Raw genomic sequence first — 22,484 nt, 5'->3', positions numbered from 1 at the left:
AAATAACTTAGGCTGGTGGATGGTCTTCTGGATTGACGTCCAGAGCTATCAAAAAGCGTGACACCATGTTGTAAGCAGCAATGACAGTGACCAACTCCACTGTATCGGTACTGCCCAATGCTTTTTGCAAACGCCCCATGAGCTCAGGTTCTACCTTGATATTGCGCGTCATCTGGAATGTCAAATCAGCCGCATCATTTTCTAATGGGGAAAATAGATTGCGTGGAAAACCGGCTTGACCAATTAAACGCAATGCCTGAACTTGCTCTTCGGTACCGCCCGCTTTTTTAAAGGGGGGTGCATGATGAAAAAATTCATACTCGGCACCGTTGAGAACAGCAACGCCACACATTGCCAGCTCACGCAGTTTTGGATCCAAGGAAAGGTTATTGCGAATCTCACCAATGAAGTGATTCCAACCTTCAGCAATAGGCACGCTATGCAATAACATGCGATCCAAATTAATAAATTGACCGCCACGTCGCTTACGAATAGCGGCCACCAACTCAGCAGGCTCAGCCAAATCCATAGGCTGATAGGGAATTAAACGTTCAGACATAAATACTTTCTATTGACCAGTTTCTTTGATGTTGTTTTCGATCACGAATTTGCCCCAAATGGCAATTTGCTTACCAATAAAGTCGCGCAAAGTCTCGGGGGATCCACCAACAATCTCAATACCCTGTGCTTTAAATTTGGCAGCCACTGCAGGTGTTTTCAATACCTTATTGAGGGCTTTATTCATTGCATCCACTAGGGCTGGAGGAGTTTTCCCTGGCGCTAAGACCGCCCACCATGCTGGCGCACTAAACCCTGGGAAGCCGCTCTCAGAAATCGTCGGCACATTCGGTAATGCAGGCGATCTCTTTGCAGTAGTAATTACCAAGGGAATCACACCACCACTCTCAATATGCGGCTTTACCAAAAATTCCGAGCCAACTGCTAATTCCACTTGGCCACCCAGAACATCCTGCATTAAAGGGCCGCCGCCACGGTAAGGAATATGGTTCCAATCAAAGCCAGCTTGTTTTGCCAAGCGAGCCATCGCTAGGTGACCTAGGCTACCAATGCCAATAGAGCCGTAGCTAAATTGCTTACCGGTTTTAGATAAATCGACCAATTGCTTAAAGCTCGTAATGCCAGATTTTTTACTTGCTACCAACACCATTGGTGAAGTGCCCACCAAAATCACGGGTGCAATATCTTTGATCGTGTCATACGGAAGCTTATCTTTGAGACTTGGGTTAACGCCATGGGTATCAAACACCACTGCGAAGGTATATCCATCAGGATCAGAACGTGTCATGGCGGAGGTGCCAATCACCCCGGAAGCGCCACCAACGTTTTCCACAATGACGTTTTGTTTTAATTCAGCTTGCAGGGCTGGCGCCAAAATACGGGCCACTTGATCTACTGAGCCGCCTGGTGGGAATACCGCAATTAAGCGGATCGGTTTTTGGGTGGGCCAAGCACCCGAAGTTTGTGCCCAGGTCAGGCCACTAGCCCCCAAGGCCATTAAAGCGATCAAGAGGGCTCTTTTGGCCATTTTTACTAGATCTAGCATGGATTGTCTCCTTAGAATGAGGCCTCAAGATTACCACCCCCAGGCGCCATTTGCTCGATAATGACCAGCTAGCCCAAAGAGAGAGAACATGAAGTCGATTTTGAATATTGCCGCGTATTTATTTGTCAGCCTAGATGGGTTGCCAGAGTTGCGCGCCAAAATGCTCAACGAATGCAATGCACGGGAGCTTAAAGGTACTATTTTGCTCACTGGCGAGGGCATCAATCTGTTTCTTGCTGGAAAAGCGGAAGCATTGCGCGGATTTGTGGACTGGCTGCGCTCAGACCCTCGTTTTTCATCTCTGGAGACCAAAGAAAGTTGGTCAGAGGATCAACCCTTCAAAAAGATGCTGATCAAGCTCAAGAATGAAATTATTCGCATGAACCACCCGACTATTCAGCCGGAGAAGGGTCGAGCCAATTTCATCAGTCCTAAAAAATTGCAGGAGTGGCTAGATCGGGGCACTGACGATTTAGGCCGCCCAGTAGTGATGGTCGATACCCGCAATGCTTTTGAAGTGGACTACGGCACCTTTGAAAATGCCCTGCACTTCAATATCGATAAGTTCACCGAATTTCCGGCGGCCATTTCAGCTCACAAAGAGGGGTTAGCCGGTAAAACCCTGGTGAGTTTTTGCACTGGAGGGATTCGCTGCGAGAAGTCTGGGCTCTATATGCGAGAAATCGGCATGGAACATAGCTACCAGCTCGAAGGTGGCATTTTGAAGTACTTTGAGGAGGTTGGTTCAGCCCACTACCAGGGAAGCTGCTTCGTGTTTGATGAGCGGGAAGCCTTGGAACCGAACCTAGACTCCATCCCCGTGGAGCATTCCATCCGTAAAAAACTCAAAACAGGCTAGGCCGCCCACCATATCGGGTCATCAATAGTAGAATTATTGGGCTGTTTTACATTAAACCAATAACAATCATCTGGACCTGAGACATGTCTAAAACAATGAATCGGCACTTGCCGATTTTTTTATCTGCTTTGCTGGCCACGCTGGGACTCGTATTGAGTGTTGGCGCTCATGCGCAAACACCAAACTACCCCACAAAACCCATCAAACTCATTGCCCCTGTTGCTGCTGGCGGCGGTCTAGACAATATTGCTCGTGCAGTTGCTGAAAAGCTGTCTCGCTCCATTGGTCAACCGGTTATTGTTGAAAATATGGGTGGCGGTGGAGGTGCAATTGCTTCGCAAGCCACCGCTAAAGCAGCGCCAGATGGTTATACCTTGATGATTGCCTATGTTGGAACCCATGGCACCAATCCAGCAGTGCGCCGTTTGCCTTATGACGCCATCAAAGATTTCACGCCCGTAGGCATGATTGGCGCAACACCGAACGTCTTAATCATTAATCCCGATCTTCCCATTAAAAACTTTAAAGAGTTTGTGGACTACGCCAAGAAGAATCCAGCCAAACTGAGTTACGGTTCTGCAGGGCCCGGCACCCTAACCCACCTGGGCATGGAGCAACTAAAACTTGCTGCTGGTATTTTCATGGTGCACGTTCCTTATCGCGGTGTTGGTCCGGCTTATACCGATTTATTAGCAGGTCAAACACAAGCGATGTTTCCAACGCTATTTGCAGCGCTGCCCTACATCAGCACCAATCGCGTTCGCGGCTTAGCAGTAACCGGCTCCAAACGCAGTGCCGCTGCGCCGAATATTCCCACGTTTAAAGAATTGGGCTTCAATGGCTTTGATGGCCAGCAATGGTATGGCGTAGTAGGGCCGGCAAACTTGCCCCCTGCTATTGTCAGCAAACTCAACACAGAATTAAATAAGGTTTTGGCATCGCATGATTTCTCAGAAAAAATGACAAGCGAGGCAATGACTTTAATGCCAATGACGCCACCTCAGTTTGCCAACTACATTAAAGAAGATATTGCACGTTGGGCCAAGGTTGCCAAAGATCGCAATATCGAAATCGAATAAATATTCTCTATTAAATAACTCCCTCATTTACAGGAACATCTATGTCACACGCTATTGCCGCAGCCGCAGATTTGAACGCACCGCCCGTTACTAAAATTTTGGCGGAATTTGTTACCGCTCATCCTAGCCAAGGCTGGACTCCCGAAGTGGATCATGAAGCGCATCGCACATTCTTAAACTGGTTAGGCTGCGCAATTGGCGCTGCAAATCACGAAAGCGTGGAATCTTCTTTGGCTGCAATTCGCGAATTTCAGCCAGCTCCACAAGCCAGCATTTTGGGTCGCAAGGATAAAGTCGATATGGGTGCCGCTGCATTGATCAACGGTATTAGCTCTCATACTTTTGACTTTGATGACACGCACCTCAAGACTGTTATTCACCCTGCTGGCCCAGTTGCTTCAGCCATTCTGGCTTTAGGTGAGCACATTAACGCCAATGGTCGTCAAATCATTGACTCCCTTATCTTGGGCATCGATGTCGCTTGTCGTGTGGGCAATGCAATGTACCCAGACCACTACCATCGTGGCTGGCACATTACCGGCTCTACCGGTATGTTGGGTTCTGCTGCAGCCTGCTCCCGTTTAATGGGATTGGATCTTCAAAAGACAACGATGGCCCTGGGTATTGCCGCTTCTCAACCAGTAGGCATGCGCGAACAGTTTGGCACGATGACTAAACCATTTCATCCAGGCGGCGCTGCCCGTGCTGGACAACTCTCTGCATTGCTAGCAAAGCATGGCTTTACAGCAAGTCCCAAAGCCTTGGAAGCAGGACGTGGTTATATGCAAACTGTTTCTACAAAATGCGACTGGTCAGAAATTGATCGCGCGCTTGGAAAATCTTTTGAGATTTCTCTCAATACCTATAAGCCATTTGCTTGTGGAATCGTGATTCACCCAGCGATTGATGCTTGTGCACAATTGCGCGCCCAGGGTGTGAAGGCCGAAGAGGTTGAGCGTATTGAGTTGCGCGTTCATCCACTAGTGTTAGAGCTCACTGGCAAGAAGACACCTAAAGATGGTCTCGAAGGTAAATTTAGCGTCTACCATGGCTGTGCTGTTGGCCTCATTTTTGGCCAGGCAGGTGAAGGTGAGTATGCGGATGACATCGTTAACCGCCCTGATGTTGTCGCCTTACGCGCCAAAGTTAACGCCACCACAGACACCTCCATTAGTGAAGCTTCAGTCGATGTCAAAGCCTTCCTGAAGGATGGCAAAGAAGTGCATATTTTTGTGAAGAACGCTATTGGTTCTGTTGAAAACCCTATGAGTGATGCAAACCTGGAACAGAAATTTACTAGCTTGGCTGAACCAGTGATTGGCAAAGAAAAAACTCGTCAATTAATTGCAGCACTCTGGAAATTGGGCCAAGCATCTGACCTCAAACAGATTCTGAGCCTTTGCACCCCCGACTAAATTGATAGAGAGTATTCATTCATGACTGCGTTACCAAATATTGTTGTGCTGGGAGATTATGAGCGCGCTCTGCGTCGTTTTTCTGATTGGAAAAAATTAGAGGCGCAAGCAAACCTCACAATCCACCATGAACCACTGCGCGATGAAGCGCTCTATGAAGCTGTGAAGGATGCTGATGCGATTGCCATTGTTCGAGATCGCTCGCCATTTAATGCCGCGATGATTGCCAGATTGCCTAAACTGAAATTTTTGATGTTTACAGGTGAGCGTAATGGCACCTTAGACGCAGCAGCATTGGTGGCTCGCAATATTCCGATTGCCTGCTCTCCAGGTGGCCCCTCTAAAGAAACTACCGCTGAATTGACTTGGGCATTGATATTAGGCGCTTCTAAGCGCTTGATTGAAGAGAACAAACTCATTGCAAATGGCGGTTGGCGCGATGAACTCTCTGTCCTTCCCATGCTCTCTGGTGAGCGCCTGGGCATCATGGGTTTAGGCGCCATTGGTAGTCGTGTAGCACGAGTAGGTGCAGCATTTGGTATGGAAGTCGTAACCTGGAGTCCACGCATGACCCCAGAGCGTGCGGCCGCTGAAAACGCTAAGTCCGTCAGTCTTGAGGAATTACTCTCTACGTCAAAAATCGTTTCGATGCACTTAGTAGCCGGCCCTGGAACCAAAGGCTTAATCAGTAAAGATCAATTAGCCTTGATGCGCCCTGATGCAATTTTGGTTAACACCTCACGCGCCGCACTGATCAACATGACAGATCTGCAAGCAGCTTTGGCTACAGGCAGACCAGGTCAAGCCGCAGTTGATGTTTTTGATATTGAGCCATTGCCAGAAAAAGATTCTTTACGAAACACGCCCAATTTGTTGGTAACGCCACACTTAGGTTTTATTGCTGAGCCAATATTTGAAACGTTTGCTAAAGGCATTACCGAGACTTTAGAAGCCTGGCTAGATCATAAGCCAGCCCCTCACCCATTTAAACCGCAATAGCTTGAAAAAAACACTGACTCCACGCGAGCTCTTTATCGGGTTTAGCAAGATTGGCATGTCCGGCTTTGGCGGAGTATTGCCGTGGGCGCGCCGCACGATTGTTGAGCAAGAGAAATGGCTTACTGCGGAGGAGTTCAGTGCGATGTTGGGCATCTGCCAGATTGTTCCGGGCCCTAATATCGTCAACCTGGGTGTTTGTGTTGGCAGCCGTTTTGCAGGAGTACCTGGTGCTATTGCAGCAGTACTAGGGCTGATGCTGGGACCAGTAGCTCTACTTCTCGTATTAGCCGTTCTCTACGAACACTATAGCTATATGCCGGTTGTACAAGGCATGCTCAAAGGCGTCTCAGCCGTTGGGGTTGGTTTGATTGCCAGTACCGGCTTCAAAATGTTGCGTACCGAGCTTAAATATCCACCGATGCTTACTGTAATTGCCATGGTGATATTGGCAGCCACGTATTTTCATCTGGGTCTAGGCTGGGTAGTTTTAATTGCCTCTCCTTTGGCCATATTTTTGGCATGGAAAAAGACTAAGCGATGATTAGTTCACTGATTAGTCTGTTTCTCAAATTCTCTGCCTTCTCCTTATTGGCGTTTGGCGGTATTAACGCTTTGCTACCGGTACTCTACGATTTATCCGTAAATCAAGAGCATTGGATTAATGCACAAACCTTCTCAGATTATTTTGCGATCGCCCAGGCAGCACCGGGCCCCAATCTGATGACGGTCACATTAATTGGCTGGAATGTTGGTGGAGTCCTCGGGGCGGTAATTGCTACCTTCGCTATTTCTTGGCCTTCTTCGATCATGATTTATTTCTTGCAAAAATCGATTTTGGGTATGCAAGACAAGGAAAAACAACAGGCCATTCAGTTTGCAGCAGGCGCGTTAGCGGTAGGCTTGGTTCTATCTGCTGCCTGGCAAATCTCGCTGCAAATCAATAACAGCATGGCCGCCTATCTATTGACTGCCAGCACAATTGCGATTACTTTCTTTACACGCTGGCATCCGATCTATCTGATTGCTATCGGTGCCGCACTTGGGATTTTGGGTTTTATTTAAAGAGGGCTTTAAACGATGATGAGCAACTCACCCTTCAAAATGATTTTTCTCTCCCTCGCTGCCATTGCGAGCCTAGCCTCAGCAAACGCCTCTGCGCAAGCTAACTATCCTAGCAAGCCCATTAACTTCATCGTGCCTTACGGCGCCGGTGGTGGCGCCGATTCTCGTAGTCGTCAGATTGCGCAGAAGATGAGTGTCATTCTGAAGCAACCCATCATTGTGGATAATAAGCCCGGTGCTGGCGGCAATATTGGTACGGAATTTATCTCGCGCGCCGCGCCCGATGGTTACACCATTGGTATGGGTAATTTTGCGCCAATGGCCGTTAACAAAACGCTTTTTGGCAATCTACGTTATGACCCTGAAACCGACATCACGCCCATCGTCTTGATTGAAAAAGGGCCCTTAGTTTTAGTGGTGAACCCAAACTCACCTTATAAAACGGTAGCCGACATTGTTACAGCCGCAAAAGCTAAACCAGGCGTTCTGACATTCTCCTCCGGCGGTATCGGCGGTAGTCATCAACTTTCTGCAGAGCTATTTAAGCAAAGCGCTGGCATCGATATGATTCATGTTCCTTATAAAAGTGGATCTGCCGGCCTAACAGACCTGATGGCAGGCAATGTCACCATGATGTTTGATCAAATGTACTCAGCCATGCCCAGCATTAAAGCGGATAAGCTACGCCCGATTGCCATTACGAGCAAAAAACGCTCTCCACTGTTACCGAATATTCCTACCTTTGCTGAAGCGGGCTACCCCAAGGTAGAGGTATTGAATTGGCAAGGTCTGATTGCTCCTAAAGGTACGCCAAAAGCCATTATTGATAAGTTAAATGCTGCGGCCAATGAGGCACTCAAAGATCCCCAGCTTCGCGAACTCATGCTCTCGCAAGGCAATGAAATTGGCGGGGGCACTCCCGCTGATTTTGCAGCACTCATCAAATCTGAATCAAGCAAATGGAGTGCTGTGGTTAAAACAGCGAATATCAAGCCCGAGTAAACCGCTTGATCAATTCCATCGGGGGGCTATCAGCCCCCTTTTTTTATTTCAACGTTTGATACGTGAGAATACCCAAGAAGGTCAATGCTAAGGAGCCCACAAGATGCAGCAATGCCGTACCAAGAGCCCAAGTAAATTCTCCGCGCTGCATAAAAGTGACTACCTCTGCAGAAAAGCTGGAGAAGGTGGTTAAGCCACCTAGAAAGCCAGTGACCACCAAGAGCTTCCACTCAGGCGATAGATTGGGATTGTTACCAAAAAAAGCAATGGCAATACCAATGAGGTAACCACCGACCATATTGGAAAGCAGTGTCCCCAATGGAATGATGGAAGCAGAGCCTACTGTTAAGAAATTAAAGGCAGCTCGTAATAACGCTCCAAATCCAGCGCCAAAGAAGATTGCAAGAATAGAGAGCCACATAATTTGTTCTTATTGAATTAAAAAGCCCAACATACTGATAGAACTCATCTCGATTCCATCAACAAAAGCCTGTGCTTGCTCGCCATCGTGCTGGAGCGCCAAAGCATATAAAGCAGGCCAATAATGTTCTGCTGTTGGAATGGATAGATGCGCAGACTCACCAAAGCTCTCCCAATCAATCAATGGATCATGTTGATTAGCGCGCATCTGTGAAACAAAGAATTCATTAAATTCTGTCGCCCAAGGATAAGGCTGTGCACCGACTTGCCAATGAATAGTCCGCAAGTTATGGACGACATTACCACTGGCTAGAATCAAAATATTCTCATCGCGCAAAGGCCGTAGCTGCTTGGCCAGCTCATAGTGCTCACGCGCCGTCATTGAGCCATCCAGACTCAACTGCACTACTGGGATATCTGCGTTCGGGTAAAGATACTTAAGAATGGACCATGCGCCATGGTCAATGCCCCATTCATTTTCTTCAAGCACAACCGAAACGCTCAATAATTCTTGAACGCGATCGGCTAGTGCCGGACTTCCCGGCGCAGGATATTGAATATCGAATAGCGCTTGAGGAAACCCACCAAAATCATGAATGGTTTTTGGTTTGATCATGGCTGTAACCCAAGTGCCGCGAGTTACCCAGTGCGCCGAGATGACCAAAATTGCGTCTGGTCTTTTGAGTGACTTACCTAAAGAGGCCCAAGCTTGCGTGTAACGGTTGGGCTCGATGGCATACATCGGACTGCCATGGCCAGCGAATACAGCAGGTTGGCGATGGCTAGTCATGAATACGGATTAACCGAATACGTAACCAGTATGAGCAGCTACCAATGCAAACAAAATTGCCAAGCTAGTTGCAGCAGCCAACATCACGATCAAAGTAATGATCTTTTTGTTAACTTCGCCTTTAGATTCGTTGTGCCATTCGTTCATGCTAAATCCTCTATAAACACATTAATAATGCAGTAATTATCCACTATCGACCGCGGCCAGCCTTGCGCATCATGCCTTTTCCGCCGCCAAAGCCTGCCTGAGGCCTACCTGCGGGGCCAGATGGACCCTTGGGTACCGGCGGACGTGCTGGGGGTTTAGCCGCTACTGGCTTTGCTGGGGTTTTTGAATCGGGTTTCTTTTCGTCAGTCACTTTGAGCTCCTATGGATATCATATTGCCATGATTACTGACTATTCTATCCAAGCCGTCGCCATTAATGCGATTCCCCTCATTTTTGCCATCACTATCCATGAGGCCGCTCACGGCTTTGCAGCACGTCATTTTGGCGACAATACAGCCTATATGCTGGGCCGAGTCAGCCTCAACCCCGCTAAACACATTGACCCTGTTGGAACGGTTCTCATCCCTCTGGCCCTCCTCTTGACTGGCTCCCCCTTTTTAGTGGGCTACGCTAAACCGGTACCAGTGAACTTTGGGCGCCTTCGCAACCCCAGAATTGACTCTATCTGGGTAGCGCTAGCTGGACCTGGCTCGAACTTTATCCAAGCTTTAGTCTGGCTAATCTTCCTCATCCTACTCGTGGGACTTGGAATTGATGAAAAATTCTTGATCGCCATGTCGCAAGCTGGTATCTCCTGGAATTTGGGTCTGCTGGTTTTTAATCTCTTCCCCCTACCCCCATTAGATGGTGGTCGTATTCTTGCCGGTTTATTGCCTGTTCGCCAGTCCATTGCCTTAGGCAGACTTGAGCCATGGGGCTTTTTTATTGTTCTAGGCCTAGTTTTCACAGGCATCATTGGCAACCTTTGGATGGCGCCCCTCATGAGCTTCTTTGAATGGCTCATCCTTTTATTGACCAGTCCGCTGCGCATGATTTTTTAAAGGCAGCAAAAATCAGCATTCTGGGCTATCCTAATCTGAAGCCGTCCTACCCCAATGAATGGAGAGCCTTCATGAAACTTCAAAAAGTAGTTTTAAGTGCAGCAGCATTGCTCATGGTGAGCGGAAGTGCCTTTGCCCAATTTCAGAATGCTGAAAAAGCAGTTGACTATCGTGAGAGCGTCTTTACCGTCATGGGTACGCACTTCGCCAGAATTGGTGCAGTGGTCAAAGGGGATGTACCTTACAACAAAGATGAAGTTGCCAAGAATGCTGCTATCGTCAGCATGATGTCTACTTTGCCTTGGCAAGCATTTGGCCCTGGTACTGAAGGCGGTAAAGCAAAACCAGAGATATGGTCTGACAATGCGAAATTTAAAGCAGCTGCCGATAAAATGCAGTTAGCAGTCGCTGATCTGAATAAGGCTGCTCAATCGGGCGATCTTGAAAATATTAAAAAGACTTTTGGCGCAGCAGGACAAAGCTGCAAAGGCTGTCACGACGACTTCAGAAAGAAATAAAACTACCGCGTAATCAAGTAACCTACGGCCAAGGCTATCAGACTCAAGAGCAATAGCGCCAAAGCCCGCTGTAAGCCTCCATCCTTGGAGGAGCGACCCAAGTCAGAAGGCAAATACTCTGCCTCTTTGCTTGGGTCAATTTCTTTGTCACCCGTAATCATTGGCGTGATTAAATTCTCGCCCTTAAATTTCTTGTAATACCAAATCGCTGCAATGTGAATCGTGATGAGGGTGTAAATCACCACTTGATTGCCTTCATGTATTTCCGAGAGAAATGAAACTACGGATTCTGAAGCAAACTTGGCCAGCGGACCGGAAAACGCAATCTCATCATCCACAAATAAACCGGTTATTACTTGAACGCATAAAACAAATAACAAGGCAAACACCGAAAGGGCCCCAATAGGGTTATGTCCCAGAAAACGGGGAGCGCTTCCCTGTAAATAATGGAGGATGTCTGCACGCGTAGGAATGAATGTGGAAAAACGGGCATGGGTTGAGCCCACGAAGCCCCAGATAGTTCTAAAAATTAAGAGGGTGAGGATGCTGTAGCCAAAAAAAGCATGCCATTCAATTGCATTACCGCCGATATTGACGCTAATGAGGCTGCCAATAATGCAAAGTACGAGGAGCCAGTGAAACAGGCGAATCGGTAAATCCCAAACGCGAATGATTTTCTTCATACCTTAAGGATAAAGCAGAAACTCCCTTAAACTTAGTAAAACATGAGTACAAGCAAAGCCTTTAGAACCCTACTGCTCTATCGTATTGGCGCAACCCTGAGCTATCAAATCACGATGGTCGCTGTCGGTTGGCATCTTTACGAAATCACTAATAGTGTGGTTTCGTTAGGCTTAGTGGGCTTAGCCGAGCTTATCCCTTACTTCTTGCTTGCGCTTTATGCTGGTCACGCTGTTGATCATTACTCCAGAAAACTGATTGCTGCAATTGCCTGCGTGATTCATATTGCGGTGGCGCTTTTTCTTACTGCAATCGCATTGCATTGGTTAAGTCCTCCAGTACCACTCATTTATACGGCGATCGCCTGCATTGGAGCAGGTCGCGCCCTATTGCGCCCCTCTTACACGGCCATCTTTGGTCAAATCATTCCCAGGGACGAGTTGCCACGCTACACAGCCTATGCCTCTTCCGCATTTCAGATATGCGTAGTAGCAGGCCCTGGCCTTGGTGGACTCATGATTGGCTTTGCAGGTCTGGAGTGGACTTATTTTGCGGCAGCCTGCTGTGGCGCCCTTGGTTTATACGGCATTACTTTTATTCATGCTCCAACAGAAAAAATCAGTCAGCTCTCTGGTCATTTCTTTAAGAGTTTTTTAGAGGGCTTTCATTACGTACGCAAGCATGAACTCATCTTGAGCATTATGGCTTTAGACATGTTCGCAGTATTGTTTGGCGGCGCAGTTTCAATCCTGCCGGCCTTTGTAAAAGAAATTTTAGATGCTGGTCCTGAAGCTCTGGGCATTCTCAGAGCCGCCCCCGCAGCTGGCGCAGTCATTACCGGCATCTACCTGGCAAGGCGTCCGCTACTTAAAGATTCTGGGAAACACTTACTCATTTCTGTGGCAGGTTTTGGCCTTGCCATTATTGCTTTTGGCTTATCAAGCAATCTATGGGTTTGCGCATGCTTCTTATTTATCTCTGGATGCTGCGACTCGGTCTCGGTAGTGATTCGCGGCAGCATTATGCAGCTCACCACGCCTGATCATATGCGCGGACGCATTAGCGCCATCAACGGTATTTTTATTGGGTCCTCAAATGAGTTGGGCGCCCTTGAGTCCGGTATTGCGGCTAGCTTAATTGGCTTAGTGCCATCGATTATTTTTGGTGGTGCAGCCACCATTGCAATCGTACTCATTACCAATCGTCTCGCGCCCCACTTGAGAAAACTTCATCTCAAAGATATTTCCTAAAAAGGCTAGTCGTTCCCCGTCTGAATTTTAGGCAAGTCTTTTTGAATAATCTTTAAACCCTCTCTCAGCGCCTCTTGATAACGCTCACGCTCAGCCTTAATGGTCTCTGCAGTCCACGGAAAAAATCCTTCACCTGTTTTCATGCCAAATTTTCCACTGGCAACCCGCTCACTTAAACATTTCGCAATCGTTGGTGAATTATTCAAGGAAGGATAGATCGTTGTCCCGCCAGCAGCGTGTACATCTAGACCGGCGTGATCCCGTTGCATTGCAGGGCCGGCAGCAATATAGCGAAAGCCAAAACCAAAACGCACTGCTTTATCAACGTCTTCGGGCGTACAGATACCTGCATCTACCATGGCAAAAGCCTCGCGCGACAGAGCATGTTGTAAGCGATTAGCCAAAAATCCTGGCAAATCCTTTTTCACTGTCACTGGAACCATGCCGCAGGCAGTCATTAAACGAGAGAGGCTATCACCAACCATCGGGGAAGTTTTAGCGCCATATACCACTTCAACACAGGGCACTAAATGTGCTGGCATAAAAAAGTGTAAGCCAATCATTCGCGCGGCCGTTTTCAAGCCATTGGCAATTTCACTAATTGGAAAGCTAGTGCTATTACTGGCCAACACCGCTTCTGGTTTTGCATACTGCTCCAACTTCGCAAACAGCTCACGCTTAATATCTAAACGCTCTGGTACGCATTCAATCACCAGATCGATATCCGACCAATCCACCTCTTCTAGAGACCCCGCTACGGAGAGTAAGTGAATGCGGTTTTCGTAACCCAACTCAGTCATCGTGTTGACAAAATAATCCGGTAATAAGGCACGACGTTCAGTAGTCGGCTCGACCACCTGAACCGCACATCCACCACGCGCACAAACCGCCGCGACATCAGCACCCATCGTGCCGCCTCCAACAACGACTACCTTGGTTTCAGCTGGGGTAAATAACATCAGACATTCTCCTGATAAAGGGAGGACTTTTTTCTAAAAATCCTCATACAATGGAAGCATTATTTCAATAAAAAACATAGAGAGACATGATCCCCGTCAATTCGGTGCTGCAGGTCGGCCTTTTCCCTGAGATTATGCAAGCGGAAATTAATCGCCGCTTTAGTCCAACTCGTCATTTGGATGTCTCAAGCCCTCCCCCCGCTGGAAAATTTGAAGCGATCTTGATTCGCTCAAATACCAAACTACCAGAGGCTCTGGTGAAACAAATTCCCAGCATTCGCCTGGTATCTACCTGTGGGGTGGGTTACGACAATCTTCCGCTGAGTTACTTGAAAGACCATGGCATCAAGGCAACTAATACCCCGGGGGTCCTTAACGATGCCGTTTGTGAGTTGGCCATTGGGATGATGCTCAGCTTGATGCGAAAGATTCCGGAGTCTCAAACCTACGTTACAAGTACTGCTTGGTCTAAAGCGCCCTTCCCACTGACCACGACCTTGGCCGGTAAAACGGTCGGTATCGCCGGCATGGGTCGCATTGGACAAGATTTGGCCAAGCGCCTTGAACCCTTTAAGGTAAAAATTGCCTATTCGGGCCCAAACCCGAAGCAGGTGCCTTATACCTACTATCAAGACGTTCGTGATTTAGCTTCGGCTTGCGATGTGCTATTTTTGGCCTGCCCTGCCAGTCCCGAAACCGATAACCTGATCGATGCCGCTGCATTAGAGGCGCTGGGCAGCAAGGGTTATCTGATCAATATCGCGCGCGGTAGTGTAGTCAATGAAGAAGCGCTTATATATGCACTGCAACAAAAGAAAATTGCGGGTGCTGCATTAGATGTGTTCAATAATGAACCCAATCCAAATCCCGCCTTCCTTAGCCTTGAAAATGTTTTATTAACACCGCACATTGGTAGCGCTACCTCGGAAACACGGATAGCCATGACCAATTTAGCTGTAGATAATTTAGAAGCTTTCTTTACACAACAACCACTTCTTTCAGAAGTTCATTATTAAAACGGAGTCAGCATGACCATTTCTTTGCATCCTTCCACCTTGCCAGCAGTGTTATCACCGGTAATAACACCCTTTAAGGCGGATGGCAGTCCTGATGCCCAAAAATTGCTCAAGCAATGTCAATGGTTAGAAGCGAATGGTGTTGGCCAGGCTATTTTCGGCACCAACTCTGAAGCAAACTCCATGTCTGCCCCACAAAAGATGAGCACCTTAACTACGCTGATCGAAGGTGGCCTCAATCCCGAACATATGATGCCGGGCACAGGCGCCACCTCTATTGATGCAACTGTGAATATGACTCGCCATGCAGTCAATCACAAATGTGCTGGCGTGCTGATGTTGCCGCCTTTTTATTACAAAGATGTGAGTGACGATGGACTATTTGCCTACTTCTCTGAGGTGATTCAAAAAGTAGGTAGTGCTGCACTACAAATTTATATCTATAACATTCCGCCTGTTACCAAAATTAACTTAAGCCTTTCACTGCTAGAACGTCTTGCAAAAGAATATCCAAAGACTGTGGTTGGCATGAAAGATAGCTCTGGCGACTGGGCTTACACGGAGTCAGTCATCAAACTATTAGCTCCCGCAGGCTTCCGCGTCTATGCTGGCAGTGAAGTATTCCTGATGCGCGCTCTGCGTGCTGGTGGGGTTGGCTGTATCTCCGCTACTGCAAATATCAATCCAAAAGCGATTGCAGATTTAGCAGCGCATTGGAGAGAGTCCAACGCTGACGAGCGCCAAGCAAGCCTTGATCAAGTACGCGGCGTATTTTCTAAATACCAAATGATTGCCGGTATGAAAACCGCTGTGGCCCACTATAGCAATGACCCAGAATGGCTCAGAGTTCGCCCACCACTCATGCAGTTAAGCGCCGAGCAACAAGCGCAGCTACTAAGCGAACTTAAGGCGATTCATTTCAGCATGCCTGGTCTTTAATGCATCCATATTAAAAAATTCAATAGGAGACTTTCATGAAATTACTTAAAGTCGTTGTGCTATCTCTCAGCTTTTTGTGGGCCAGCGCGCAGGCGCAAAATATTTCGATTGCCACCGGCGGTACTGGCGGCGTCTACTATCCAATGGGTGGCGGCTTAGCCTCTGTACTTTCAAGCAAAGTTCCCGGCATGTCGGCTACTGCAGAGGTTACTGGGGGCTCAGTCGATAATCTAAATCTCATCGGTACAGGCAAGCCATATGTTGGCTTCTCGATGGCAGATGCTGCCAAAGATGCCCAAGTAGGCGAAGGTAAATTTACCGGCAAAAAAGTAGATCTGCGAACCCTGGTAGTGCTCTACCCCAACCTCATGCACGTTGTTACCGTAGATTCGACTGGCATCAAATCCATGAAGGATCTCAAAGGCAAGCGTATTAGCACTGGCGCCCCCGGAAGTGCAACTGAAGTGATGGCCTTCCGCTTGCTGGAGGCAGCTGGTATTGATAAAGATAAGGATGTCAAACGTGAGCGCCTAAGCGTTGCAGAATCTGTCAACGCCATTAAAGATCGCAAGATCGATGCCTTCTTTTGGGTAGGCGGGTTGCCAACAGCAGCGGTAACTGACTTAGCAAATACTCCTGGAACGAAGATTGTGATGATCGACACCAGCGAAGAAGTTGCTGCCATGAATAAGAAATATGGCAATCTTTATTTTGTAGCCAATATTCCAAAGGCAACCTACAGCGGTATGGCTAAAGACAATAAAGTAGCGGCCGTTGCCAACATCTTGGTGGTGAACGCCAATATGCCCGATGATCAGGCCTATAAGATTACGAAAGCCATCTTCGATAACAAGCTAGAGTTGGTGCGCACCCACCAAGAATTTATGAGCATCAGTCTGGAAAACCAGAAACAGAAATCAACACCAGTTGATTTCCATCCTGGAGCACTGAAATACTTTAAAGAGAAAAACGTTAAAGTAAACTAACTTAAGTTATAGATGGGGGTGAGTGAATCTCACCCCTTTTGCATTAATGCAGTTCAAAAAATAAATATAAATTAGCAAATAGGCGGAGACATGAATCAAAACGTCATTGACAACGAGACCCAAGAAAAACTAGATGCCTTCATCAAACAAGAAGAGGGTGACTCTAATGACTACAAGGGATTGTTAGCCAAGTTCATCACTTTAGTGGCAGTGGGCATGTCCCTCTTTCACCTCTATGCTGCTTATTCAATTGTCCCCACCCAAGAATTAAGAGTCATCCACGTTGCTCTAGTCTTATTTTTAGTCTTCCTGAGTTTCCCGATTGCTACCTGCTTTAAAAATCGCCTGATGCCCTGGGACATCGTATTCGCGCTTGCCTCGGTTGCGATTGCCTATTACATCTTAAGTGGTGGTGATGATTTCATGGATCGCAATACCGCCCCCAACTCAACCGATGTCATGGTGGGCATTGCATTAATCCTACTCATTCTCGAAAGCGTTAGAAGAACGAACGGCATGATTTTGGTAACCGTGACCGTGCTATTTTTGCTGTACGCACTCTTTGGCAACTATTTGCCAGCGCCCTGGACCCACAAAGGATACGACTTGGATCGTCTCGTTGGCTACATGTACATGACCTTAGAAGGCATCTATGGCACGGCTGTTGACGTCTCCGCTACGCTCATCATTCTATTCACCATCTTTGGCGCCTTCTTGCAATTTACTGGCGCAGGAAAGTTCTTTATTGACTTCTCTTTTGCCGCCATGGGAGGCAAATCTTCTGGGGTAGGTAGAACTATTGTGATGTCATCCTTCTTGCTTGGGGGCCCTTCTGGTTCTGGTGTTGCTACTACGGTAACCGTTGGCTCGGTGGCTGCACCGATGCTCGATAAGGTGGGATATGAGAAGAATGCTGCTGGTGGCCTATTAGCAGCGGGTGGTCTAGGCGCCATCATTTCTCCACCAGTACTGGGTGCCGCCGCCTTTTTGATTGCGGATTTCCTCAAGATCTCTTACTTAGATGTGTTGCTTATGGCAACCATTCCAACGATTCTCTTTTACCTCGGCTTATTTGTGATGGTAGAAATTGACGTACGCAAGTACGGCATGAAAAACATTCATTTTGAATCTGCTGAGAGCGCATGGCAGCTGACCAAGAAATACTGGTTTCATTTCTTCTCGCTCATCTCCATTGTGGTGTTCATGTTGATGGGCTTCTCTCCAGTGATGTCGGTCTTTTGGGCAACCGTAGTCTCTGCCTTCTCCAGCATGTTGCGAGAAGATACCGCCATCATTCCCTGGGCTTGGTTCAAAGGCAAGGAGCCTATTCTTTCCGGTTTATACAACTCCAACCTCACAAAGGCACTAGCCTCAGGATCCACTGGGGTATTGGCGATTGCCGCTACCTGTGCTGGCGCTGGCTTAATTGTGGGAACTGTCACCCTCACCGGTTTGGGCCTGAAATTTAGCTCAATTGTGATTCAGTACGCTGGCGGCTCATTACTCTTAACTACCATTTTTACAGCGTTGGTTGTTTGGGTAGTTGGACTTGCCGTTCCAGTAACTGCCTCTTACATTATTTGCGCAGTGATCGCTGCACCTGCCCTCATTAATTTAGGTGTGCCGGCATTTGCAGCTCATATGTTTATCTTCTATTACGCCGTTCTATCTGAGGTCTCCCCACCAACCGCACTGTCACCTTTTGCCGCAGCTGCTATTTGCAAAGGTAATCCTTATAAAACAACCTTACAAACTTGGAAATATGTTGCTCCAGCAATTCTGGTGCCATTTATGTTTGTGCTCGACCAATCTGGTGTGAGCTTGCTGTTAATGGGGTCAACCGATGCGCTTGAAAAGGCGGATTGGATGCAAATCGCTTGGGTCTCCTTTACTGCTGTCGTAGGAATTATTTGTTTAGCAGGTGGTTTACAGGGCTGGTTTATTGAGAAGACCAAAGTGTTTGAGCGTGTCATTATGGTGATCTCTGGAGTCGCTTTAGCTTACCCCTCAACCGAGGCGGATTTAGTGGGCTTTGTGGGTTTTGGTTTGGTATTGATAACTCAAACCATTACCCATTTCAAACTCAATCCAAGATCTTCCTAATCTCAAGATCTAGTCACCATCAATAATGAAGCCCGCAGATGCGGGCTTCATTATTTTTAGCTTATGCAATCTTGGTCCAAGCTGCTTTACCGGCATACAGCTTGATAGCAGCTTCATCGAACTCAAACCCGAGTCCTGGTGTTTGGTGCAAGATTAAATCGCCATTCTTAAACGTCAATTGCTTATTAATCAATCTCCGGAAATTGAGCACCTGATCATCCAAGAAGAATTCAACAAAACGCGCATTGGGTGTAGCAGCAACTAAAGGGGCATGTAAATCATGCATCCAATGGGGGCAAACGGTAATCCCTTTAGCGTCTGCATAGGCCGAGATACGACGCCATTCTGTAATACCACCACACACTGCCGCGTCTGATTGCAAAATGGCAGCGCCGCCTGCGTCAATTAATTCTCTAAAACGCCAGCGACCAGCCTCCATCTCTCCAGTAGCAACATTGATCTTGGTTTGACGTGCTAAGGCTGCATGCAAATCGATTGCATCCGGAGAAAATGGCTCTTCTATCCAATAGGGGTTGTAAGCCTCAAAGCGTCTGACGTATTCCAGCGCAGTAGGTAAATCTCGCCAGGCGTTATTAGCATCTAAGGTTAAGAGAATGTCATCGCCAATCGCCTTACGAGCTGCTTTGACGCGCGCCTCTTCTTCAGCAGGCGAGAGACGCCCAACCTTCATTTTGACCGCTTTAAATCCTTGCTGTACATAAGACTCCATCTCCTTGCCTAATTTAGCAGGAGTCTTACCCTCAAGGTAGTAACCGCCGCTGGCATAGGCTGGAACACGGTCATCTACTACCGCACCCAAATAATGGTGGAGCGGCAAACCAGCTGCACGAGCATTTAAATCCCAGAGGGCGGTATCCAAAATAGAAATGCCGCGCATGACTGCGCCGGTACGCCCCTGCAAAATGGATTCACCATACATCTCCATCCATAGGCCTTCGCTGCGATGGCTGTTTTGACCAAGCAACTTGGGGGCCAGTAACTGCTCAACGGCAATCTTGGCAATATCGCCACCAGCGCTACCAACGTAACAGAATCCGACGCCCTCGTTACCATCTTTGCCGCGTACCTTCACTAAACAGTAGTGCCGCTCAGATACGGTTCGGGTTGAAAAAGACGTGACCTTATCCAAAGGAACAGCTACTGAGGCAACCTGTACGGATTCAATAATCGGCATCTCAACTCCTTATTTAAAAAATAATTGTATCTAGAATCGAATTTTGTGACATGAACGTGAATAGGGAATAATCAAGCTATTGCATTCCTTCTAGATAGGCACACGATGAGCAAAGTGGTGGTTATTGGTACCGGGGTTATGGGTATTGGTATTGCAGCAGACTTTTTGGCTGCGGGAGCGCAGACCATCCTTTTGGGGCGTGACCCAATTAAGGCGCAGGGTCTCATCCAGGCTATTGAAGAATGTGCGGAGTCGATTCACCCGCAATGGCCTGAGCGTGGGGGCAAGCTACTGACGGGAAGCCTCCAAGACTGGAATCACTGGGAGAACACCGATCTGGTTATTGAGACGATTTCTGAACGCCTCGATTTAAAGCAAGCGCTTTTTGCCGATCTTGATCAGCGTGTGCCCTCCCATATTCCGATTGGTAGCAATAGCTCGGGCTTTCCGATAAGCGATATTGCGCAATACCTGCCATCCGCAGCGCGTATGTTTAATACCCACTACTTCATGCCAGCCCATATCGTTCCTTTGGTAGAGGTTGTAGCTGGCAAACATTCAGACTTAGATTTAGCTCAAAAACTCTGCGAGTTCTATCGCACACATGGCAAAAAACCCGTCTTAGTCAAAAAAGATATTCCAGGCTTTTTGGCCAATCGCATTCAGCATGCATTGATGCGCGAAGCACTCTCGCTCGTTGAGGATGGGGTTGCCACACCGGACGATATTGATACTGCAGTGCGCTATAGCTTTGGTTTTCGCTATGCGGCTGTGGGGCCGATGACTCAAAAAGAAATTTCAGGCTGGGAGGGAATGACCTTGGCCGCTGAATTGATATACCCCTCCCTTTCGAACATCACCGCGCCCCCTGCATGCGTCACCAATCTAGTAAAAAGTGGCAAAACTGGCATCGCCAAAGGAGCGGGATTTAAAGAATGGTCGCCACAAGCAGCGGCCACCTTAAAGCGTCATTACGAAACGCGCCTCAAAGCTGCATTTGACGTTCTTAAAGTCGCACCAGATGACGAGACCCTTTAATTTGCTGCACTACAACATGAATATCGGCGGAGAGACTCGCCTTGTTAGATAATTACGAGGTGAATACAAAAGCAACTTATCAATCCCTATTGCTTAAAGGGATCATCACTCTGTTTGGCTGCGCGCTCCTGGGCTTAGCTCCTGAAATGAGTTCAATTGCCCAGGCGCAATCTAGCCAGACCCAGAAATCCAATCCAGCACGTAAAAAAGTCTTTGTCCAGAACACCCGACAAGTAGGATTTAAAGATAAGTCTGCTGGCGCAGGGTCAAAGTCCAATAGCATGAGCTTGAATCCCTCCTTATTCCAGAAAAAAGATCCCAATGAGCTCACCCTCGATAGCGATGCTAATTTAGACTACCGGGTTACTCAAGGGTGTTTGCGTCGCAACTTTAATGAAGACAACTTACCTGCCAGTGTTGGCATAGACAACAAGGCTTTCTCTGAATTTTTCAAAAGTCAGACCAAAGGCTTTTTCAACAATATGCGCGGTGACTGCATTCCATATGCAGTGGCATTCACAACCCGTAACCGCTTTGATTCTTTAAGCATTATGAATGGTCCTATTCAGGACAGCAGAACTGAAGTATGGACATTCACCCCTTCAGCATTCGGCGGCTTTTTGGTGCAACAAGACTTCTTGAGAAATGAATCGAAGAATCTGACTGAAATACGAGTACCACTAAAAGAAGTTTTATACGATCAACGCAAGCTAGGCGATAAGCTACCTGTTGAACTTGTTTGGGAACTCAACTCCATCATCAAACAAATTTATCCTGAAGATAATAATTCTCTGGAGAATACCAATAGCATCGTGCGCTTAATTGTGGACTTTGGTGATCGCGAACGATGGGCACAAATTTGGGCAGTAGAAATTATTGATCCCTCCAATAAAGAGGTGTTTGCTAGCGCATTCTGGGTCGAGCGTAATGACATTCCGGGGGCATTCTTCACAGGCAATGGCGAACCCTTAGAGCGCTCCTTTTGGACTAACCCCTTGAGTTATAGACGTATCTCACGTGGTGTGGGTATGGTCCGCGCCGGCTCAGCCAAGCGCTCCAAAGCAAATGCGCCTGTAGCGCAAGCCGCACCGACAAAACAAAGATATCGCGCCCATATGGGTATTGACTATGCGGCCCCCATCGGGACCCCTATCTTCAGCGTCGCCAATGGCAAAGTAGTACACATGGGCTTTAGTGGTGCTTTTGGCAATCTGATTGTCTTAGAACATCCTGGCAACTATCACACCTACTACGCACATTTAAGTAACTACAACACCGAACTTGAATTAGGCAATGAAGTGCGCCGAGGCCTCGAGATTGGTTTCGTTGGAACCACCGGCAGATCAACTGGACCCCACCTGCATTTTGAACTCAGAAAAGATGGTATTTACGTAGATCCTTATGGCTCAAAAACACAATTGGATTTATGGTCGATGCGCGATAACGAGAGTGGACAACTAACGCGCGAAGTTTTGCTCTTAGGCAGCCCACCAAGCAAGTAATCTGGTTTTCGGGCAATGAAGAAGCAATAAAAAAGGGTCTCAAGGACCCTTTTTTCAT

Annotated in this window: 25 protein-coding genes; 16 read left to right on the top strand and 9 right to left on the bottom strand. The window is 47.5% G+C overall.

Going from position 1 to position 22,484, the window contains the following annotated elements; all coding sequences use genetic code 11:
- Window positions 1-7 precede the first annotated feature (7 nt).
- Window positions 8-559 carry a carboxymuconolactone decarboxylase family protein gene (locus ICN24_RS10140; protein ID WP_216223633.1) on the bottom strand — a complete coding sequence of 184 codons (552 nt, stop codon included), beginning with the start codon at window positions 557-559 and terminating at the stop codon, window positions 8-10.
- A 9-nt stretch (window positions 560-568) separates the two neighbouring features.
- Entirely contained in the window at window positions 569-1,564 is a 996-nt protein-coding gene (locus ICN24_RS10135) for a tripartite tricarboxylate transporter substrate binding protein (RefSeq protein ID WP_216223631.1), read from the bottom strand.
- 88 nt (window positions 1,565-1,652) lie between these two features.
- On the opposite strand from ICN24_RS10135, the gene ICN24_RS10130 reads away from it, so the two are divergent.
- From ICN24_RS10130 to ICN24_RS10100, 7 genes are all read left to right on the top strand, one after another.
- Window positions 1,653-2,423 carry a sulfurtransferase gene (locus tag ICN24_RS10130; protein WP_216223630.1) on the top strand — a complete coding sequence of 257 codons (771 nt, stop codon included), beginning with the start codon at window positions 1,653-1,655 and terminating at the stop codon, window positions 2,421-2,423.
- Window positions 2,424-2,506: 83 nt separating this feature from the next.
- The gene (locus tag ICN24_RS10125; RefSeq protein WP_216223629.1) at window positions 2,507-3,502 is read left to right on the top strand and encodes a tripartite tricarboxylate transporter substrate binding protein; all 996 of its coding nucleotides are present in this window, start codon (window positions 2,507-2,509) and stop codon (window positions 3,500-3,502) included.
- Between the two features lie 41 nt (window positions 3,503-3,543).
- Entirely contained in the window at window positions 3,544-4,917 is a 1,374-nt protein-coding gene (locus ICN24_RS10120; RefSeq protein ID WP_216223627.1) for an MmgE/PrpD family protein, read from the top strand.
- Between the two features lie 21 nt (window positions 4,918-4,938).
- Window positions 4,939-5,916, top strand: a complete 978-nt coding sequence (locus tag ICN24_RS10115; RefSeq protein ID WP_216223625.1) for a D-2-hydroxyacid dehydrogenase family protein — start codon at window positions 4,939-4,941, stop codon at window positions 5,914-5,916.
- A 1-nt stretch (window position 5,917) separates the two neighbouring features.
- Window positions 5,918-6,457 (top strand): chromate transporter, encoded by a 540-nt coding sequence (locus ICN24_RS10110; protein ID WP_255532647.1) that lies wholly within the window; start codon window positions 5,918-5,920, stop codon window positions 6,455-6,457.
- On the top strand, window positions 6,454-6,978 hold the full coding sequence (locus ICN24_RS10105) for a chromate transporter (protein ID WP_216223622.1): 525 nt from the start codon (window positions 6,454-6,456) through the stop codon (window positions 6,976-6,978). The genes ICN24_RS10110 and ICN24_RS10105 overlap by 4 nt, the downstream gene beginning before the upstream one ends.
- An 18-nt stretch (window positions 6,979-6,996) precedes the next feature.
- The gene (locus tag ICN24_RS10100; RefSeq protein ID WP_216223619.1) at window positions 6,997-7,980 is read left to right on the top strand and encodes a tripartite tricarboxylate transporter substrate binding protein; all 984 of its coding nucleotides are present in this window, start codon (window positions 6,997-6,999) and stop codon (window positions 7,978-7,980) included.
- Between the two features lie 43 nt (window positions 7,981-8,023).
- Here ICN24_RS10100 and crcB read toward each other — a convergent pair whose 3' ends face one another.
- From crcB to ICN24_RS10080, 4 genes are read right to left on the bottom strand one after another with little or no spacing between them, the layout of a single operon-like run.
- A complete protein-coding gene (gene crcB, locus ICN24_RS10095) occupies window positions 8,024-8,401 on the bottom strand; it encodes a fluoride efflux transporter CrcB (protein WP_216223618.1) in 378 nt (125 codons plus the stop codon).
- Between the two features lie 9 nt (window positions 8,402-8,410).
- Window positions 8,411-9,190, bottom strand: coding sequence for a 4,5-DOPA dioxygenase extradiol (gene ygiD / locus ICN24_RS10090; RefSeq protein WP_216223616.1), 780 nt, complete (start codon window positions 9,188-9,190; stop codon window positions 8,411-8,413).
- A 9-nt stretch (window positions 9,191-9,199) separates the two neighbouring features.
- Window positions 9,200-9,337: a hypothetical protein gene (locus ICN24_RS10085; RefSeq protein WP_216223615.1), complete on the bottom strand. Its 138-nt coding sequence runs from the start codon at window positions 9,335-9,337 to the stop codon at window positions 9,200-9,202.
- A gap of 43 nt (window positions 9,338-9,380) precedes the next feature.
- Window positions 9,381-9,548, bottom strand: coding sequence for a hypothetical protein (locus ICN24_RS10080; protein WP_216223612.1), 168 nt, complete (start codon window positions 9,546-9,548; stop codon window positions 9,381-9,383).
- Window positions 9,549-9,576: 28 nt separating this feature from the next.
- Between ICN24_RS10080 and ICN24_RS10075 the strand changes: the two genes are divergently transcribed.
- Both ICN24_RS10075 and ICN24_RS10070 read left to right on the top strand, forming a co-directional pair.
- Window positions 9,577-10,239 carry a site-2 protease family protein gene (locus tag ICN24_RS10075; protein WP_216223611.1) on the top strand — a complete coding sequence of 221 codons (663 nt, stop codon included), beginning with the start codon at window positions 9,577-9,579 and terminating at the stop codon, window positions 10,237-10,239.
- 71 nt (window positions 10,240-10,310) lie between these two features.
- Window positions 10,311-10,757: a cytochrome c gene (locus tag ICN24_RS10070; protein WP_216223597.1), complete on the top strand. Its 447-nt coding sequence runs from the start codon at window positions 10,311-10,313 to the stop codon at window positions 10,755-10,757.
- Between the two features lie 2 nt (window positions 10,758-10,759).
- Here the strand turns inward: ICN24_RS10070 and ICN24_RS10065 are convergent, their stop codons facing one another.
- Window positions 10,760-11,440, bottom strand: coding sequence for a cytochrome b/b6 domain-containing protein (locus ICN24_RS10065; RefSeq protein ID WP_216223595.1), 681 nt, complete (start codon window positions 11,438-11,440; stop codon window positions 10,760-10,762).
- A gap of 42 nt (window positions 11,441-11,482) precedes the next feature.
- On the opposite strand from ICN24_RS10065, the gene ICN24_RS10060 reads away from it, so the two are divergent.
- Window positions 11,483-12,688, top strand: coding sequence for an MFS transporter (locus ICN24_RS10060; RefSeq protein WP_216223593.1), 1,206 nt, complete (start codon window positions 11,483-11,485; stop codon window positions 12,686-12,688).
- A gap of 5 nt (window positions 12,689-12,693) precedes the next feature.
- On the opposite strand, the gene ICN24_RS10055 is transcribed toward ICN24_RS10060, so the two are convergent.
- Entirely contained in the window at window positions 12,694-13,647 is a 954-nt protein-coding gene (locus ICN24_RS10055; RefSeq protein ID WP_216223591.1) for a 3-hydroxyacyl-CoA dehydrogenase family protein, read from the bottom strand.
- Between the two features lie 86 nt (window positions 13,648-13,733).
- Here ICN24_RS10055 and ICN24_RS10050 point away from each other — a divergent pair, with 86 nt between their 5' ends.
- From ICN24_RS10050 to ICN24_RS10035, 4 genes are all read left to right on the top strand, one after another.
- Window positions 13,734-14,663 (top strand): 2-hydroxyacid dehydrogenase, encoded by a 930-nt coding sequence (locus ICN24_RS10050; RefSeq protein WP_216223589.1) that lies wholly within the window; start codon window positions 13,734-13,736, stop codon window positions 14,661-14,663.
- A 12-nt stretch (window positions 14,664-14,675) separates the two neighbouring features.
- Complete coding sequence (locus ICN24_RS10045) at window positions 14,676-15,602, top strand: dihydrodipicolinate synthase family protein (RefSeq protein WP_216223588.1); 927 nt, start codon at window positions 14,676-14,678, stop codon at window positions 15,600-15,602.
- Between the two features lie 35 nt (window positions 15,603-15,637).
- Complete coding sequence (locus ICN24_RS10040) at window positions 15,638-16,588, top strand: TAXI family TRAP transporter solute-binding subunit (RefSeq protein WP_216223585.1); 951 nt, start codon at window positions 15,638-15,640, stop codon at window positions 16,586-16,588.
- Between the two features lie 90 nt (window positions 16,589-16,678).
- Window positions 16,679-18,691 carry a TRAP transporter fused permease subunit gene (locus tag ICN24_RS10035; RefSeq protein WP_216223583.1) on the top strand — a complete coding sequence of 671 codons (2,013 nt, stop codon included), beginning with the start codon at window positions 16,679-16,681 and terminating at the stop codon, window positions 18,689-18,691.
- Between the two features lie 61 nt (window positions 18,692-18,752).
- Here the strand turns inward: ICN24_RS10035 and ICN24_RS10030 are convergent, their stop codons facing one another.
- Window positions 18,753-19,886, bottom strand: coding sequence for a mandelate racemase/muconate lactonizing enzyme family protein (locus tag ICN24_RS10030; protein ID WP_216223581.1), 1,134 nt, complete (start codon window positions 19,884-19,886; stop codon window positions 18,753-18,755).
- A gap of 105 nt (window positions 19,887-19,991) precedes the next feature.
- On the opposite strand from ICN24_RS10030, the gene ICN24_RS10025 reads away from it, so the two are divergent.
- Both ICN24_RS10025 and ICN24_RS10020 read left to right on the top strand, forming a co-directional pair.
- Entirely contained in the window at window positions 19,992-20,924 is a 933-nt protein-coding gene (locus tag ICN24_RS10025; RefSeq protein WP_216223579.1) for a 3-hydroxyacyl-CoA dehydrogenase family protein, read from the top strand.
- Between the two features lie 41 nt (window positions 20,925-20,965).
- Entirely contained in the window at window positions 20,966-22,426 is a 1,461-nt protein-coding gene (locus ICN24_RS10020) for a M23 family metallopeptidase (RefSeq protein WP_216859944.1), read from the top strand.
- Window positions 22,427-22,484: the final 58 nt, after the last annotated feature.

Source organism: Polynucleobacter sp. UK-Kesae-W10 (assembly GCF_018881575.1).
Classification (GTDB): Bacteria; Pseudomonadota; Gammaproteobacteria; order Burkholderiales; family Burkholderiaceae; genus Polynucleobacter.
The sequence above is the reverse complement of the archived record's forward strand: the minus strand, read 5'-3'. Positions and strand labels throughout refer to the sequence as shown.

Excerpts from the sequence above, each read along its gene's own strand:
- ICN24_RS10140 (WP_216223633.1), bottom strand. The coding sequence starts at position 559 with ATGTCTGAACGTTTAATTCCCTATCAGCCTATGGATTTGGCTGAGCCT.
- ICN24_RS10135 (WP_216223631.1), bottom strand. The coding sequence starts at position 1,564 with ATGCTAGATCTAGTAAAAATGGCCAAAAGAGCCCTCTTGATCGCTTTA.
- ICN24_RS10130 (WP_216223630.1), top strand. The coding sequence starts at position 1,653 with ATGAAGTCGATTTTGAATATTGCCGCGTATTTATTTGTCAGCCTAGAT.
- ICN24_RS10125 (WP_216223629.1), top strand. The coding sequence starts at position 2,507 with ATGTCTAAAACAATGAATCGGCACTTGCCGATTTTTTTATCTGCTTTG.
- ICN24_RS10120 (WP_216223627.1), top strand. The coding sequence starts at position 3,544 with ATGTCACACGCTATTGCCGCAGCCGCAGATTTGAACGCACCGCCCGTT.
- ICN24_RS10115 (WP_216223625.1), top strand. The coding sequence starts at position 4,939 with ATGACTGCGTTACCAAATATTGTTGTGCTGGGAGATTATGAGCGCGCT.
- ICN24_RS10105 (WP_216223622.1), top strand. The coding sequence starts at position 6,454 with ATGATTAGTTCACTGATTAGTCTGTTTCTCAAATTCTCTGCCTTCTCC.
- ICN24_RS10100 (WP_216223619.1), top strand. The coding sequence starts at position 6,997 with ATGAGCAACTCACCCTTCAAAATGATTTTTCTCTCCCTCGCTGCCATT.
- crcB (WP_216223618.1), bottom strand. The coding sequence starts at position 8,401 with ATGTGGCTCTCTATTCTTGCAATCTTCTTTGGCGCTGGATTTGGAGCG.
- ygiD (WP_216223616.1), bottom strand. The coding sequence starts at position 9,190 with ATGACTAGCCATCGCCAACCTGCTGTATTCGCTGGCCATGGCAGTCCG.
- ICN24_RS10085 (WP_216223615.1), bottom strand. The coding sequence starts at position 9,337 with ATGAACGAATGGCACAACGAATCTAAAGGCGAAGTTAACAAAAAGATC.
- ICN24_RS10075 (WP_216223611.1), top strand. The coding sequence starts at position 9,577 with ATGATTACTGACTATTCTATCCAAGCCGTCGCCATTAATGCGATTCCC.
- ICN24_RS10070 (WP_216223597.1), top strand. The coding sequence starts at position 10,311 with ATGAAACTTCAAAAAGTAGTTTTAAGTGCAGCAGCATTGCTCATGGTG.
- ICN24_RS10065 (WP_216223595.1), bottom strand. The coding sequence starts at position 11,440 with ATGAAGAAAATCATTCGCGTTTGGGATTTACCGATTCGCCTGTTTCAC.
- ICN24_RS10060 (WP_216223593.1), top strand. The coding sequence starts at position 11,483 with ATGAGTACAAGCAAAGCCTTTAGAACCCTACTGCTCTATCGTATTGGC.
- ICN24_RS10055 (WP_216223591.1), bottom strand. The coding sequence starts at position 13,647 with ATGTTATTTACCCCAGCTGAAACCAAGGTAGTCGTTGTTGGAGGCGGC.
- ICN24_RS10050 (WP_216223589.1), top strand. The coding sequence starts at position 13,734 with ATGATCCCCGTCAATTCGGTGCTGCAGGTCGGCCTTTTCCCTGAGATT.
- ICN24_RS10045 (WP_216223588.1), top strand. The coding sequence starts at position 14,676 with ATGACCATTTCTTTGCATCCTTCCACCTTGCCAGCAGTGTTATCACCG.
- ICN24_RS10040 (WP_216223585.1), top strand. The coding sequence starts at position 15,638 with ATGAAATTACTTAAAGTCGTTGTGCTATCTCTCAGCTTTTTGTGGGCC.
- ICN24_RS10035 (WP_216223583.1), top strand. The coding sequence starts at position 16,679 with ATGAATCAAAACGTCATTGACAACGAGACCCAAGAAAAACTAGATGCC.
- ICN24_RS10030 (WP_216223581.1), bottom strand. The coding sequence starts at position 19,886 with ATGCCGATTATTGAATCCGTACAGGTTGCCTCAGTAGCTGTTCCTTTG.
- ICN24_RS10025 (WP_216223579.1), top strand. The coding sequence starts at position 19,992 with ATGAGCAAAGTGGTGGTTATTGGTACCGGGGTTATGGGTATTGGTATT.